At 37.4% G+C, this 15,406-nt stretch carries 11 protein-coding genes, 3 tRNA genes and 1 pseudogene; 2 read left to right on the top strand and 13 right to left on the bottom strand.

Annotated features, from left to right (window positions below; translation table 11 throughout):
- The 3 genes and pseudogenes from ACFILY_RS02405 to ACFILY_RS02395 all read right to left on the bottom strand — a co-directional run.
- A pseudogene (locus ACFILY_RS02405) lies at positions 1–76 on the bottom strand (elongation factor Tu); the annotation flags it as partial.
- 180 nt (positions 77–256) lie between these two features.
- A tRNA-Gly gene (locus tag ACFILY_RS02400) sits at positions 257–330 on the bottom strand.
- A gap of 31 nt (positions 331–361) precedes the next feature.
- Positions 362–445 (bottom strand) — tRNA-Tyr (locus ACFILY_RS02395).
- Between the two features lie 206 nt (positions 446–651).
- Here ACFILY_RS02395 and ACFILY_RS02390 point away from each other — a divergent pair.
- Positions 652–1,482, top strand: coding sequence for a TrmH family RNA methyltransferase (locus ACFILY_RS02390; RefSeq protein ID WP_375637362.1), 831 nt, complete (start codon positions 652–654; stop codon positions 1,480–1,482).
- On the opposite strand, the gene ACFILY_RS02385 is transcribed toward ACFILY_RS02390, so the two are convergent.
- The 6 genes from ACFILY_RS02385 to ACFILY_RS02360 form a co-directional block, all read right to left on the bottom strand.
- Positions 1,479–2,210 carry a rhomboid family intramembrane serine protease gene (locus ACFILY_RS02385; RefSeq protein WP_375637364.1) on the bottom strand — a complete coding sequence of 244 codons (732 nt, stop codon included), beginning with the start codon at positions 2,208–2,210 and terminating at the stop codon, positions 1,479–1,481. The genes ACFILY_RS02390 and ACFILY_RS02385 overlap by 4 nt on opposite strands.
- 887 nt (positions 2,211–3,097) lie before the next feature.
- Positions 3,098–3,523 carry a DUF2155 domain-containing protein gene (locus tag ACFILY_RS02380; protein WP_375637434.1) on the bottom strand — a complete coding sequence of 142 codons (426 nt, stop codon included), beginning with the start codon at positions 3,521–3,523 and terminating at the stop codon, positions 3,098–3,100.
- A gap of 90 nt (positions 3,524–3,613) precedes the next feature.
- Positions 3,614–4,012, bottom strand: coding sequence for an NADH:ubiquinone oxidoreductase subunit NDUFA12 (locus ACFILY_RS02375; protein ID WP_375637366.1), 399 nt, complete (start codon positions 4,010–4,012; stop codon positions 3,614–3,616).
- A 182-nt stretch (positions 4,013–4,194) separates the two neighbouring features.
- Complete coding sequence (gene gatB / locus ACFILY_RS02370; RefSeq protein WP_375637368.1) at positions 4,195–5,694, bottom strand: Asp-tRNA(Asn)/Glu-tRNA(Gln) amidotransferase subunit GatB; 1,500 nt, start codon at positions 5,692–5,694, stop codon at positions 4,195–4,197.
- A 129-nt stretch (positions 5,695–5,823) separates the two neighbouring features.
- The gene (gene tig / locus ACFILY_RS02365; RefSeq protein ID WP_375637370.1) at positions 5,824–7,251 is read right to left on the bottom strand and encodes a trigger factor; all 1,428 of its coding nucleotides are present in this window, start codon (positions 7,249–7,251) and stop codon (positions 5,824–5,826) included.
- A 135-nt stretch (positions 7,252–7,386) separates the two neighbouring features.
- A tRNA-Leu gene (locus ACFILY_RS02360) sits at positions 7,387–7,469 on the bottom strand.
- A 134-nt stretch (positions 7,470–7,603) separates the two neighbouring features.
- On the opposite strand from ACFILY_RS02360, the gene trmFO reads away from it, so the two are divergent.
- On the top strand, positions 7,604–9,016 hold the full coding sequence (gene trmFO, locus ACFILY_RS02355; RefSeq protein WP_375637371.1) for a methylenetetrahydrofolate--tRNA-(uracil(54)-C(5))-methyltransferase (FADH(2)-oxidizing) TrmFO: 1,413 nt from the start codon (positions 7,604–7,606) through the stop codon (positions 9,014–9,016).
- A gap of 1,099 nt (positions 9,017–10,115) precedes the next feature.
- On the opposite strand, the gene ACFILY_RS02350 is transcribed toward trmFO, so the two are convergent.
- From ACFILY_RS02350 to clpP, 4 genes are all read right to left on the bottom strand, one after another.
- Positions 10,116–10,394 (bottom strand): HU family DNA-binding protein, encoded by a 279-nt coding sequence (locus ACFILY_RS02350; protein ID WP_273791158.1) that lies wholly within the window; start codon positions 10,392–10,394, stop codon positions 10,116–10,118.
- Positions 10,395–10,623: 229 nt separating this feature from the next.
- A complete protein-coding gene (gene lon, locus ACFILY_RS02345) occupies positions 10,624–13,050 on the bottom strand; it encodes an endopeptidase La (protein ID WP_375637372.1) in 2,427 nt (808 codons plus the stop codon).
- A 183-nt stretch (positions 13,051–13,233) separates the two neighbouring features.
- Positions 13,234–14,508 carry an ATP-dependent Clp protease ATP-binding subunit ClpX gene (gene clpX, locus ACFILY_RS02340; RefSeq protein ID WP_273723371.1) on the bottom strand — a complete coding sequence of 425 codons (1,275 nt, stop codon included), beginning with the start codon at positions 14,506–14,508 and terminating at the stop codon, positions 13,234–13,236.
- Between the two features lie 183 nt (positions 14,509–14,691).
- The gene (gene clpP, locus ACFILY_RS02335) at positions 14,692–15,324 is read right to left on the bottom strand and encodes an ATP-dependent Clp endopeptidase proteolytic subunit ClpP (RefSeq protein WP_273791156.1); all 633 of its coding nucleotides are present in this window, start codon (positions 15,322–15,324) and stop codon (positions 14,692–14,694) included.
- Between the last annotated feature and the right edge of the window lie 82 nt (positions 15,325–15,406).

Genomic DNA, 15,406 nt, shown 5'->3' with positions numbered 1-15,406 from the left:
TCTTCCCATGATCAACGTGACCAATCGTACCAATATTAACATGCGGTTTTGTTCGTTCAAACTTGCTCTTCGCCATTGCTATTAATCTCTTGTTTTATTCTCTATTTTTGTTAGCACCTAGGGTCAGTCCTGCAAAAATGAGTCTGACCAGACTGTAAACAGCCCAATAACCACAACTCTTAGAGGCAAAACCCCACCCCATCTATAAATGGAATATCCTCCATCATACCTATTTGCCCAATCATCAACAACCATTTGGAGCGGGTAGCGGGAATCGAACCCGCATATTCAGCTTGGAAGGCTGCTGCTCTACCATTGAGCTATACCCGCATGACCCACGTACTAACTCTCCTTCGATGAATGGTGGAGGGGGTTGGATTCGAACCAACGTAGCATACGCAACGGATTTACAGTCCGCCCCCTTTAACCACTCGGGCACCCCTCCATTACACCGATAAAGTCACGCAATGAGACATCACGACAACCATCTTGAATACCCATTCAATTCAATCTGATTGCGAAGTGGTTATGACGATTACTATTGTATCTGTCAACAGAATAAATACAGTTCTGTACAAATTTCCTGCTCATAATTTTAAATCATAGATTTTTTTCTCTCTATTTTTCTTATTAACACGCTATAAAGAAGCTATGAAAGAAAAAACATCACAAAATTCTCATTATGCTCGTTTGCGTCGCCGATATCGCGATACAAAAGGCTCTCCTTCTCGATCTTTTACACACCCAAAGAAGAAAGCTGCTTCTTTACAGCAAGGGATCATCTATCTTTATGGTATTCATTCTGTTCAGGCTGCTTTAGAAAACCCAAAAAGAATTTTAAAATGTCTTTACGTTACACAAAATGCCTTAAAACGATTAAATATATCCGAATCAGATTATCCTTGCTCTGTTACATTATGCACCCCCAAATATCTTGATTCGCTTGTTGGAAGTGAGGCTGTTCATCAAGGTATTGTTCTGGAAACTCTCCCCCTCAAACCATGCAAACTGTCGGAACTAACCAATACTGATCTGGTCATTGTCATGGATCAAATTACCGATCCACATAATGTTGGCGCTATTATGCGCTCTGCAGTTGCATTGAAAGCTAAAGCACTTATTACAACTTGCCGTCACTCTCCCCACGAAAGCGGTGTTCTTGCGAAAGCGGCATCTGGAGCTCTGGAAATGATTCATTATATTACCGTACGAAACCTCGCTGAAGCTCTTCAAGAACTTCATCAAACAGGTTTTACAAGCTTTGGTCTCGATTCAGAAGGTGACCAACCTCTAGAAACAGCATTAACAGGGAATAAAATTGCTCTTGTTTTAGGAGCAGAAGGTAAAGGTTTACGTAAAAAAACACGCGAAACCGTTTGCGCTTTAACACGCCTTGACATGCCTGGAAATATTAAATCATTAAATGTTTCAAATGCAGCAACAATAGCTCTTTATGTGGCACATCAATATCTTAGATTCTAGTTTTTAATTTTTTGTGAAACATCAAAAAAACCAACCAACAAAAAACCCGCAAAAAACCCGCCAATATGAGCTTCCCATGCTATTGAGATGCCATTTTCTTCAAACAAAATAGAAGAAATACCTATGATCAAATCAGTCGTCAGCCATACACTCATATAAACAAGACCCCCCTTAGAACACAGAGCTTTTTTGACAGATAATAAAGGTCCTAAAAGTTTTTCGTTCTGCGCATTGACAGCTAGATTACCACTAGGAAAACCGTAACGTGCAATAGCACCCATCATTCCAGATACGGCACCTGACGCCCCAATAAGTGATATGGTACTTTCTTGATGAAATGTAAAATAAGTCAAAACAGAAATAACTGCCGTTAACACCCAAAAAATTAAAAAACGTAAAACACCAAAATGCCTTGCTAAAGGAGAGCCGAAAACCAAAAGCCAAACCATATTAAGAGCAACATGTTTAAAACTACTATGCATAAATGAATAACTCACCATGGTATAACAAAATGCTACAGGATCCCTCTTAAACAATGCTGGTATAAATGAAAAAAACTCAAGGCTTTCAACATAAACCTGATGAGAAAAAAAATACTGAGAAATGCAATAAAGACAAAAACAAAATGCTATCAAAACAACTATAATAAATGGAACATTCAATAAGGGTTCTTTAGGTTGTTTTGGCAATCGGGAAACATCATTATGGTGGTGACTAGAAACTTTCATTGTATAAAATCTCGTATTTTTTAGAAAATGGGTTATTCTTTTATACAAAATAAATATACCATTCCCAGTGATTCAGAATCTTCTCAACGCCTCTTCGAAGCCCCTTTTTAAATTTTCAATAGCTCTACATAAAAACACGTGTATTTTATACAAAAGATTTTAAAAAGCATGGATGTCAAGAATATGATTTACAAACTTAGTGGTATCCTACTTACTTAAATGTGAAGTTACCATGCAATATACAAGAACTTACGAATAGACAAACTCACTTATGAGGTGGTGTATAATAAAAATATATAAACATTATTTTCTTACTAGAAATATATTGATTATTGCATTTTTTAACCAAGCTATACTTCGATTGATAAACTTTAAATAATCTTAAATCTCAATTTTTCCATTAAGATAGCTTGCATTGCTTCTACTCTTTGAATAAAAAGCGACATCTCTATGAGAAAAGAACTACCAACACAGGCGTTCTCTAGATATACTGATTGGTGTTTCATGATGAATTACTTACTTGATAGTCTGTTTCCCTCATAAATGCAAAAGCGTCAGTTCATCTCTTTAACAAATATAAACAAGCCTTTCATTTCAACCTTTTACAGATATAATTCAAGAACTGTCTCTTATGAAACACTGAAAAAATATGTTTATTCTAATGATGCATCTTTGAATTTAAACAGTTCATGACGGAGTTTTTTATTCCTTTCTTAGACAGTCTTATTTACACATCCGTCACTTTTAACGCGCAAGAGAATAGTTTGGATCAATTCAATATAAAAAATTTTAAATGAGGTAATCATAGGAATTTGAACCTCCTATTAAGTTGTAAAATGATAAATAACTATTATAAATCAATGTATTATAAATAGATAATACACTAATCATTGAAGAGGAAGATCTTGAGAATTCTGCTTGCAATCCTTTAACCATACATCATAAATAGGATGCTCAACAGCGTTCAAACCAGGACTATCTGCAAACATCCATCCTGTAAAAATACGCCGTATTTTTTTATCTAATGTCACTTCATTGACTTCAACAAAACCTGTTGTACGCGTGGGTTCATCTTTAGAGCTCGTATAACACGCACGTGGAGTTACCTGTAATGCACCGTACTGATAAATTTTACCAAGAGTAACTTCAAAACGTGTAGTCCGCCCCGTGATTTTGTCAAGACCCGCAAAAACAGCAATTCCATTGCTAATACGCTCAGCCCGCACTCCACTATTTAAGGATAAAAACACTAAAATTCCCATTAAAAAAATATAAAAAAAATGCCTCATCCCTAACAATAAAAAAAATCTCATCATATCAAAATCAATCGCACCTTAAAAAAATAATTCTTTTCATAACATAGAGTCAAATAAGACAAAAATACACAGGCACATTAAAACATGTTATTTTTTAGGTGACCACGCATCATAATCTGCATGCACACAAGAACACTCTCCATTGGAAGTGATAGCCCCCTTTGGTCGATAGTCCTCACTTGTTCCTGTCATATTTGCAACATGAGGCTTTTCCCATTCATAAGGATGATAATCCTCCTGTGTTGGTGGACACTCACAGCGATGATGAATCCAGCCGTGCCAACCTGGTGGAATAGTAGAGGCCTCAGAATAGTCTTTATAGATAACCCAACGGTGCGGATAACCATCCTTATGAAGTCCTCCTTCATAATATATATTTCCAAATTGATCTTCCCCTATCCGCTTACCTTTGCGCCATGTGAAAAAACGCGTACCAATGGTATTGCCATTCCACCATGTGAAGATTTGCTTAAAAAAACGAGCCATCTGCTATTCCATTCATTTAGTGCGCTCATGAAATTAATCGTTGGAATAAAATTATTAACGATTGAAATTATCGAAAAAATTACTCGTAAATTCAACTACAATTCCAATTGATAGGTTAACGTGCTATCCTTTAATTTCAAGAAGATATCATATGTATGGCTTCTTCTCCACCCCATAAAAATTTAATCTATGCCAAGTTTCATCTTAACCAATTCATTAACAGCTTGGGGATTTGCCTTACCACCTGTTGCTTTCATTACCTGTCCAACAAACCAACCAGCTAAAGCAGGTTTGCGCTTTGCTTGCGCAACTTTATCAGAATTATTAGCAACGATCTCATCAACAGCTCTTTCAATAGCCTTTGTATCCGTTACCTGCTTCATATTTCGCTCTTCTACAATTTGGCGTGCATCACCCCCCTCATTCCAAATAATCTCAAAAAGATCTTTGGCAATTTTTCCAGAAATAACTCCTTCTTTTATGAGATCAATAATACTTCCCAATTGATTTGGCGATACTGGGGACTCTTCAATCTCACGATTATCTTTATTTAAAGCCCCTAAAAGGTCGTTAATCACCCAATTGGCAACTATTTTTCCATCACGCCCACGCGCTACCTCTTCAAAATAATCAGCAATAGCCTTTTCTGTCACAAGAATGGAAGCATCATACACTGTCAATCCCATTTCCTTAATAAAACGTGCTTTTATAGCGTCAGGCAATTCTGGTAAGTCTGCTGCCAAAGCATCCACAAATGCTTGATCAAATTCTAATGGTAAAAGATCAGGGTCAGGAAAATAACGATAGTCATGCGCTTCTTCCTTTGAGCGCATAGAACGCGTTTCACCTTTAGCGGCATCAAAAAGCCGAGTCTCTTGATCTATGACGCCTCCATCTTCTAAAATTGCGATCTGACGACGCGCTTCATACTCAATTGCTTGACCAATAAAGCGAATAGAATTAACATTTTTAATTTCACAGCGCGTTCCAAAATCTTCACCAGGACGACGAACAGATACATTGACATCTGCACGCATAGAACCTTCATCCATATTGCCATCGCAAGTGCCCAAATAACGAACAATCGTACGCAATTTTGTCATATAGGCTTTGGCTTCATCTGATGAGCGCATATCAGGTTTGGAAACAATTTCCATAAGAGCAACACCAGAACGATTAAGATCTACAAAAGACATCGTTGGATGTTGATCGTGCATCGATTTTCCAGCATCCTGTTCAAGATGCAACCTCTCAATTCCCACTTCAATATCCTCAAATTGGCCATTCGAATCTGGACCAACAGATATGATAATCTTTCCCTCTCCCACAATGGGATAGCGAAATTGAGAAATCTGATACCCCTGCGGTAAATCTGGATAAAAATAATTTTTGCGATCAAAAACAGACTTTAAATTAATATGCGCCTTTAATCCTAACCCCGTTCGAACCGCTTGACGAACACATTCTTGATTAAGAACAGGCAACATACCTGGCATGGCTGCATCAATAAGTGATACATGATTGTTCGGCTCTGCACCAAATTTTGTTGATGCTCCTGAAAAAAGTTTTGAATTTGATATGATTTGCGCATGAACTTCCATGCCAATGATGACTTCCCAATCACCTGTAACTCCAGAAATAAAACGCTTAGAATCAGGAGTACGCGTATCAATGATGCTCATTGCCAATCCACTACCAATATTTAAAATATACTCATGGCTTATCTAAAACCATTCTCTCAGTGTAACCCCAGAACATAAATCTTACAACACAAGCCCGTTTCTATCGGGCTTGTTCTGTTTGCATAAATATTAAGCTTTTTTAGGAGCCTTTTTCTTAGCTGGTTTTTTCTCTGTAGACGTTTCTTTCACTGCAGACTTTTTCTTTGCCGGCTTTTCTTCAGGAACATCTGATTCGTCATATTCTTTCATCAACTCTTCAACCGTCACTTCTTTATCTGTGACTTTTATCTGTGCTAATAAATGATCAATGACCTTTTCTTCAAAAATCGGAGCACGTAGATTTTCAACAGCTTCCGGAGTCCTACGGAAAAAATCCATAATCTCTTTCTCTTGTCCAGGATACTGGCGAACCTGATCAAAAACGGCTGCTTTTAGCTCATCCTCACTAACTTTAACACCAACCTTCATTCCAATTTCAGAAAGCACCAAACCAAGACGAACACGACGCTGCGCAAGGACACGATATTCCTCCCGCGCCTTTTCTTCTGTAATACCTTCATCTTCAAAACTGCGCCCAGCCTTTTTCAAATCATCATTAACCTGAGCCCATATATTGTTAAACTCAACCTCTAAAAGTTCTTCAGGAATCTCAAAATTATAATCAGCATCTAAAGCATCAAGAATTTGACGCTTAACTTTTTGACGTGTCACTGAACCATATTGGCTTTCAATCTGCCCACGAACGACCTCACGTAAGCGATCTAGAGACTCTAAACCAACTTTTTGCGCTGCTTCATCATCAATTTTTAATTCATCTGGTTTAAAGACAGCTTTGACAGTAATGGCAAATTCTGCTTCCCGTCCCGCCAAATGTGCCGCACTGTAATTATCAGGAAATTTAACAAAAATCGTTTTTACATCCCCAGCTTTCACACCAACCAATTGCTCTTCAAAACCAGGAATAAATTGTTTTGACCCAAGAATCAGTTGTGCATCACTATCTGTCCCACCTTCAAATGGAACGCCTTCAAGCTTACCTTGATAATCTATGGTAATGCGATCACCTTCTTCAGAATTCCCCTCTTTTAGGGAATAATTACGCGTAGAAGAAAGGACGCGATTGACTTGATCATCAATATCCTGTTCAGGAATAGTTGCAATTTCACGGATAACCTTAATATGTTCAAAATCTTTAATGTCAATTTTTGGTAAAACTTCATACTTTAAACTAAAAGTAAAATCAGCTTTGCCATCTAGAATTTTTTCATCTTCATCTATATCAATTTTTGGCTGCATCGCTGCACGTTCATTGCGGTCTGCTAAAATAGAACGGGGTGCATCACTGAGTATCTCATTGAGAATCTCCGCCATAAAGGATTTACCATACATTTTTCGCAAATGCCCACTAGGCACTTTACTGGGACGAAAACCATTAAGCTTGATTTTTCCCTTGGTATCATCCAATCGTTCATTCAACTTTTCTTCTAAATCTTTCGCTGGAACCACGATCTTAATTTCGCGCTTCAGTCCTTCATTAAGCGTCTCGGTAACCTGCATTAAACACCTTCATTTTTCTAAGGAGAGGGATCAACCCACTCTAATAATCATTACATTCTAACACTTCGAGTGTTACATTTACCATGAAGCGGAATTTCAGACACGTAGAAATCCGTAGCACCTAAGGGATTGCTTTGGTGCGGATGGAGGGACTCGAACCCCCACGGTCTCCCGCCAGAACCTAAATCTGGTGCGTCTACCAATTTCGCCACATCCGCTCAAACTTACAAGCTAATAACCTTATACAAGCGGCGTTTCTATACCATTAATTACAGAAAAAAAGCAAACAAATATATTAAAAAAAACAAAATCTATGCTTTTCATACATAACTGCTTACGCTAAAAGTCAATTATGTTAAAGACATTTGATATCCCAATTCATATCATCGGTGGCGGTCTTGCGGGGTGTGAAGCGAGCTGGCAAATCGCTCAATCAGGAATTCCTGTTGTTTTGCATGAAATGCGACCCGAAAAAAAATCAGATGCCCATAAAACCGATAAATTGGCAGAACTGGTTTGTTCAAATTCGTTTCGTTGCGATGATTCATTAACAAATGCCGTAGGGCTTTTACATGCTGAAATGCGATTAGCAAAATCGTTAATTATGAAAGCTGCTGATGCCAACAAAGTTCCCGCAGGGAGTGCTCTTGCTGTTGACCGTGATGGATTTTCAAAAACCGTTACGACAGCACTCGAAAACCACCCCCTTATAACAATCAAACGTGAAGAAGTTCAAGAAATTCCTAAAGCTTGGAAACATGTTGTCATTGCAACGGGCCCCCTTACATCGCCTGCACTTGCTCAAAAATTACAAGCAATAACCGGTATAAAAGCTCTTTCTTTTTTTGATGCGATTGCACCTATTATCCATACCGACAGTATTGATATCAACATTTGTTGGTATCAATCTCGCTATGATAAAATTGGTCCTGAGGGAACAGGAAAAGATTATCTTAATTGTCCTCTCAACAAAGAACAATATGAAACATTCGTTGAAGCGTTAAAAAATGCTGAAAAAACAGAGTTTCGTGACTTTGAAAAAACGCCCTATTTTGATGGATGCCTCCCCATTGAAATTATGGCTGAGCGCGGACTTGAAACGTTAAGACATGGTCCTATGAAACCTATGGGCTTAACTAATGCCCATAACCCTACAGTTAAACCCTATGCTGTCATTCAATTACGCCAAGATAATAAACTTGGAACGCTTTATAATATGGTCGGCTTTCAAACAAAACTGAAATATGGTGAACAAATTCGTATTTTTAGAATGATTCCCGGTCTTGAAAAAGCAGAGTTTGCGCGTCTTGGTGGTCTTCACCGCAATACCTACCTCAACTCGCCAATTATTCTTGATCAAACCCTTCGTTTAAAACAAAAAAGACAACTACGCTTTGCAGGGCAAATTACCGGATGTGAAGGTTATGTAGAATCAGCGGCAATAGGGCTTCTTGCTGGACGTTTTGCTGCTGCCGAATATCATCATATTTCCCCTTGCCTCCCCCCACAAACTACAGCATTCGGAGCCCTTTTGAATCATATTACGGGGGGACACATCATAGATGAAAAAGCAGAAACACAGTCTTTTCAGCCAATGAATATCAATTTCGGACTTTTTCCCCCTATTGCTTCTATTAAACATTCAGGGAAACGCTTACCAAGTAAAGAAAAAAAATTAGTAAAAAAACAAGCCATAACAGCGAGAGCTCTCAATGATTGTACTCAGTGGTTAGCAGATAAAGAATCAAAGAGCTCCTGTTTATAAAAAACATACGATTCGCCTCTCACCTACTGAATAGATCTTTATGACTCTCGTGAAAAAATCATTCTAAAGCCTTTTAAAGACTGTCTCCTCCAATCAATAAATACTACCTACATTTCATCATTTATTCAATTATGTAGGTGCTGTGAAATAACTTTTGGCTATAAAAAACCTTTACCGCTATCAAAAATTTAATATGATTTAATGACTAAAAAAATAATCATATAAATATATTATGAATAATCAAAAAAATAGATGAAAAATACGCACGTAATACTGTACTATCTTTATTAATAGTTTTTATATTACGTAATGTATATTATTTTATAAGAGTAATTTTTCTGTTTTGTAACTTCCTCCCTCAAAATTTGTGATGTTCTCTCATTTTTACTCTTGTATGATGAAGGAAAAATACTCGCTTGCATATCACAAGTGAAATAAAGATATGGAAAAAATATTTGTAGGATAGAGCTGGAGCTATCTCTCCCCTCTCAAATGCCAAGAAAAATTACAATATTGAAAACCAAATCTGAATATCAAAAGATTCTTTCATTTCAGGCTCTCTAATAAATCAATAAAATTATCCTCTTGGTGTGTCACAAGAAAGGTTGGCGTATAAGAGTAAAAGAATAAAACTATCCCTTATGCACTCGTCTCAGATATCTGGGGCTAGTCGCAACATTATAGGAACTGAGAAAATAGATAGCACGGTGGCACCAACATGCACTTTTATTAAGCGTCAATGGTGATATATAATAACTTTTATGGACTTTACAGAGTTTTCCGCCTCATATTATTTACGGATCTTGTTTTGAAATAAATACCGTAACACTTCAGCGTAATAAAAGTTAATATTACATTTTATAAGCCATACCCGTGCTCAATTAATACGGTGCAATATTTTTTGAAAATACTAAAAAAAATATATTTTAAGCTGACAGTATTTTATACAAAACTTAAAATCATTTTCAAAAATACCAGCAATACATGAAAATAAAAAATATCGCAAAGATCTCAAAGTTTTATATGAAAAATGCGCATAACACATGTGTTAAAAAAACCCGCTTATAAATAAATCGGGTTTTTTTAATGTAGCTCTAAATTATTTTTTATTAACTGCTTCTTTAAGGCTTTTTCCTGCAGAAAATTTGGGTACAGAACGTGCTGGAATATCGATTTCAGCACCAGTTGAAGGATTACGCCCCTTTGTTGCAGCACGATGAGAAACTTCAAAAGTGCCAAAACCTGGAAGACGAACATCTCCCCCTGAAGCTAAAGCTTCTGTTACAGAAGCCATAAAAGCATCAACAACAGCACCAGCTTGCGCTTTCGAAACACCTGCCTTTTCAGCAACGGAGCTAACCAATTCACTTTTATTCATAAAATATTTCCTTTCCCTATATTACCTGAACATGACTTAATCATGTTATTGGTCAGTTTATTGAAAAGTACAGCAAACAGAAGTCTTATTTTTATCCAAAACATTGTTTTTTTAGCAATAATCACAGTTATTCACGGAATTTTTCACTTTTTCCAACAAAAAACAAAATAATAACCTCAACAACGCCTTCTGCCACCTAAAAAATGCCGTTATAAATGAGATAAGTGAATCAGTGCGCAATCTGTATTCCTTCACTATCACTGCTCTCTGACCGGATTGGGACAGCCACTGTAGAGGGTTCTTTCCATTCAATAGTATCTGGAAAATGAACCAAAGCGTGTTTCAAAACTTCACTCACATGATTTACCGGAATAATTTCCATATTATTTTTGACATCATCAGGAATATCAACCAAATCTTTTGCATTTTCTTCAGGAATAAGTACTTTTTTTATCCCTCCTCGAAGAGCTGCTAAGAGTTTTTCTTTTAATCCACCAATGGGTAAAACGCGTCCACGTAAAGTAATTTCACCAGTCATTGCAATATCTTTATGCACAGCTACTCCTGTAAGGACCGACACAATTGCTGTCACCATTGCAATCCCAGCAGAGGGACCATCTTTTGGTGTCGCCCCCTCTGGAACATGAACATGGATATCGCGTTTTTCAAAAAGTGGAGGCTCAATACCAAAATCAACAGCACGAGAACGCACATAAGATGCGGCCGCTGAAATGGACTCTTTCATAATATCACGTAAATTTCCAGTTACAGTCATCTTACCTTTGCCGGGCATCATAACTCCTTCAATGGTCAATAACTCTCCGCCGACTTCTGTCCACGCAAGGCCTGTCACAACACCAATTTGATTTTCGCCTTCAATCTGATTGTAATGATAACGTTTAACACCCAAGAAATCATGAATATTACTTTCTGTAACTTTTACAGATTTTTGATGCGTTTTGAGAATTTTTGTAACGGATTTGCGGGAAATTTTCATGAGTTCACGCTCAAGGTTACGAACGCCTGCCTCACGTGTGTAAAACTGAATAATTGACCTTAGTGCTCCATCAGAAATACTGAGTTCTTTTTTAGACAAACAGTGATCTTTTAGTGCCTTTGGAAAAAGATGCTGTTTAACAATTTCCATTTTCTCACATTCAGTATAACCAGCAATACGAATAATTTCCATACGATCCATTAACGGACCTGGAATATTAAGCGTATTGGCAGTTGTGATAAACATGACATCAGAAAGATCATATTCAACTTCCAAATAGTGATCAATGAACGTACCATTTTGTTCAGGATCAAGAACTTCTAATAAAGCAGATGAAGGATCGCCACGAAAATCTTGTCCCATTTTATCAATTTCATCAAGCAAGAAAAGCGGATTAGATTTTTTTGCTTTTTTCATAGACTGGATAATTTTTCCAGGCATCGAGCCAATATATGTTCGGCGATGTCCACGAATTTCTGCTTCATCCCGGACACCTCCCAATGAGATACGAACATACTCACGTCCCGTTGCCTTTGCAATAGAGCGCGCTAATGATGTTTTCCCTACACCTGGAGGACCTAACAAACAAATAATGGGACCTTTTATCTTTGACGCGCGACTTTGTACGGCCAAATATTCAATAATTCGCTCCTTAACTTTTTCAAGACCAAAATGTTCATTATTCATGACCTTTTCAGCAAAATCTAAATTGTTTTTAATCTTAGATTTTTTACCCCAAGGCATTGCTAATAACCAATCAAGATAGTTACGTACAACTGTCGCTTCTGCAGACATAGGAGACATATTCCGTAATTTTCTCAATTCTGCTCCAGCTTTTTCCTGCGCTTCCTTGGATAGTTTTGTATTCTTGATACGTTCTTCTAATTCAGAGAGTTCATCTCGGCTATCATCACCTGCTCCTAACTCTTTTTGAATAGCCTTCATCTGCTCATTGAGATAATATTCTCGTTGGTTTTTTTCCATTTGCCGTTTAACATGCGAACGAATACGTTTTTCAACCTGCAAAACAGAAATTTCTCCTTCCATGAAGGACAAAACACGTTCAAGACGGGCCCGCACAGGTAAGAGCTCTAATATTTCCTGCTTTTCTGCAAGTTTAATCATCAAATGAGAAGCAATTGTATCGGCAAGCTTAGAAGGATTATCAAGCTGGCCAATCGCATTCACAACTTCAGGAGAGATTTTTTTATTAAGCTTTACATAGTTTTCAAAATAAGCAATCACTGACCTTGAAAGAGCTTCAATCTCAACATCACTCTCTCTAGGTTCTTCTGTAACAGTTGCAAAAGCCTGATGATAACCTTCACTTAAAGCAAATTGACTAATTTTTGCACGTGCAGTTCCTTCAACCAAAACCTTTACAGTACCATCAGGAAGCTTTAAAAGTTGAAGAATATTAGCAAATGTACCAATATGATAAATATCCTCTGATTTTGGATCGTCATCAGAAGCATTTTTTTGTGTCACCAATAGTATTTGCTTATCAACCGCCATCGTTTCTTCAAGAGCACGAATTGATTTTTCGCGGCCCACAAAAAGTGGAACAATCATATGGGGGAAGACAACAATATCACGAAGAGGTAAAACAGCATAAACCCCATCTCTTACTTCATCTGTCTTTTCATCAATATATTGCATAACTCTCCTTTCTGGAGCCTATGAGCTATCTACAACAACCAGCCCACTTTTAGAAAACCTCAGCTCTTCACTGTACATGAAGTGGTAATTACTCATACATAAATCAAGCATTATAATGATATTATTAGAAACACCCATAAAATACCATTCATTACCACCTTTTATATTGTGCATCGCACAATGTCATGCTGATACATTTTCTTTATCTTCTGCACGTTCTGAGTAAATATAAAGAGGACGCGCTTTCCCATCAACGACATCACTCGAAATAACCACTTTTTGAACGCCTTCAAGAGCCGGTAGCTCAAACATCGTCTCAAGAAGGATCTTCTCCATAATTGAACGTAAACCACGAGCACCAGTTTTACGTTCAATTGCTTTCTTTGCAATAACACGTAAAGCATCTTCATGAAATGCTAACTCGACATTCTCCATTTCAAAAAGACGCTGATATTGCTTTACTAATGCATTTTTAGGTTGTGATAAAATTTGCATGAGGGCGTTAACATCTAAATCCTCTAAGGTAGCGACTATAGGAAGGCGTCCAATAAATTCTGGTATTAAACCAAATTTTATAAGATCTTCAGGCTCTAAATCACGAAAAATTTCACCGACACAACGCTCATCAGGAGCCTTAACGGTCGCAGAAAAACCAATAGAAGTTTTTTCACCACGCCCTGAAATAATCCGTTCTAAACCTGCAAAAGCTCCCCCACAAATGAATAAGATGTTTGTGGTGTCAACCTGAAGAAACTCTTGTTGCGGATGCTTACGTCCACCTTGAGGAGGAACAGAAGCAATCGTTCCTTCCATAATTTTTAATAACGCTTGCTGAACTCCTTCCCCCGAAACATCTCTTGTAATAGAAGGATTATCTGCTTTACGAGAAATCTTATCAACCTCATCGATATAAACAATACCACGCTGTGCACGTTCAACATTATAATCTGCTGCTTGAAGAAGCTTAAGAATAATATTTTCAACATCTTCCCCCACATAACCTGCTTCAGTCAAAGTGGTCGCATCCGCCATCGTAAAAGGTACATCAATAATACGTGCTAATGTTTGTGCGAGATAAGTTTTACCGCAGCCCGTTGGACCAACAAGAAGAATATTTGATTTTGCCAACTCAATATCATTGCTTTTAGACTGATGCGCCAACCGTTTATAATGATTATGCACAGCAACAGAAAGAACACGCTTCGCATGCTGCTGACCAATAACATAATCATCAAGAACTGTTATAATTTCCTGTGGCGTAGGAACACCATCACGCACCTTAACCCCAGAAGACTTATTTTCTTCCCGAATAATATCCATGCAAAGCTCTACACATTCATCACAGATAAATACAGTAGGCCCCGCAATGAGCTTACGCACCTCATGCTGACTCTTGCCGCAGAACGAGCAATAGAGAGTATTTTTTGATTCGTTCCCGCTATTGCTAATTTTGCTCATTTTTCTTTCCTTTCACCACGATATATGAACACTTTGCCTTTTCAAAGGAAGCTTTTCATCATGAAAACTAAAAGACATATAGAAAACCATGCATGTCTCAATATTTTTAGGTGTTTCTCTTATTTTGCGATATTTTTTATAAAACTCTTTGATTTAAAGTAGCTGTTTTTTCTATAAAAATTCTTAATCTTTTTCTTCTTTTTCAGTTTCTGCACGATATTGTATAACATCATCAACTAAGCCAAACGCTTTGGCTTCTTCTGCTGTCATAAAATGATCGCGATCGAGAGTTTTCTCTATAACCTCATAATCTTGACCCGTATGTTGGACATAAATTTCATTTAAACGCCGTTTCATCTTTATAATATCTTGCGCATGTCGCTCAATATCTGAAGCTTGACCTTGAAAACCTCCAGATGGTTGATGCACCATAATACGTGCGTTTGGCAATGTAAAACGATGACCTTTTGCTCCAGCTGTTAACAATAAAGACCCCATAGATGCCGCTTGCCCCATGCAAAGCGTAGAAACAGGAGGGCGAATAAACTGCATAGTATCATAAATAGCCATACCAGATGTTACGACACCACCTGGAGAATTAATATAAAGACTAATTTCTTTTTTAGGATTTTCCGCTTCTAAGAAAAGCAATTGTGCACAAACAAGCATTGCCATACCATCTTCAACAGGACCATTAATAAAAATAATCCGCTCCTTTAAAAGACGGGAAAAAATATCATAGGCCCGCTCACCACGATTGGTTTGTTCAATAACCATAGGAACAAGGCTTAATGCTGTTTTCATTGGATCACTCATATTTTTACTTTCCGTTCATATAACAACCGCTCTTTACACATTCAATGTTTTTATCCATATGCTAACATTACTCTCTTGTGCA

The organism is Bartonella sp. CL25QHWL, assembly GCF_042195335.1.
Classification (GTDB): Bacteria; Pseudomonadota; Alphaproteobacteria; order Rhizobiales; family Rhizobiaceae; genus Bartonella.
This window is presented reverse-complemented; position numbering and strand designations above follow the sequence as displayed.

Bases quoted from the DNA above. Each gene is read 5' to 3' on its own strand.
- ACFILY_RS02390 (WP_375637362.1), top strand. From the start codon at position 652: ATGAAAGAAAAAACATCACAAAATTCTCATTATGCTCGTTTGCGTCGC.
- ACFILY_RS02385 (WP_375637364.1), bottom strand. From the start codon at position 2,210: ATGAAAGTTTCTAGTCACCACCATAATGATGTTTCCCGATTGCCAAAA.
- ACFILY_RS02380 (WP_375637434.1), bottom strand. From the start codon at position 3,523: ATGAGATTTTTTTTATTGTTAGGGATGAGGCATTTTTTTTATATTTTT.
- ACFILY_RS02375 (WP_375637366.1), bottom strand. From the start codon at position 4,012: ATGGCTCGTTTTTTTAAGCAAATCTTCACATGGTGGAATGGCAATACC.
- gatB (WP_375637368.1), bottom strand. From the start codon at position 5,694: ATGAGCATCATTGATACGCGTACTCCTGATTCTAAGCGTTTTATTTCT.
- tig (WP_375637370.1), bottom strand. From the start codon at position 7,251: ATGCAGGTTACCGAGACGCTTAATGAAGGACTGAAGCGCGAAATTAAG.
- trmFO (WP_375637371.1), top strand. From the start codon at position 7,604: ATGTTAAAGACATTTGATATCCCAATTCATATCATCGGTGGCGGTCTT.
- ACFILY_RS02350 (WP_273791158.1), bottom strand. From the start codon at position 10,394: ATGAATAAAAGTGAATTGGTTAGCTCCGTTGCTGAAAAGGCAGGTGTT.
- lon (WP_375637372.1), bottom strand. From the start codon at position 13,050: ATGCAATATATTGATGAAAAGACAGATGAAGTAAGAGATGGGGTTTAT.
- clpX (WP_273723371.1), bottom strand. From the start codon at position 14,508: ATGAGCAAAATTAGCAATAGCGGGAACGAATCAAAAAATACTCTCTAT.
- clpP (WP_273791156.1), bottom strand. From the start codon at position 15,324: ATGAGTGATCCAATGAAAACAGCATTAAGCCTTGTTCCTATGGTTATT.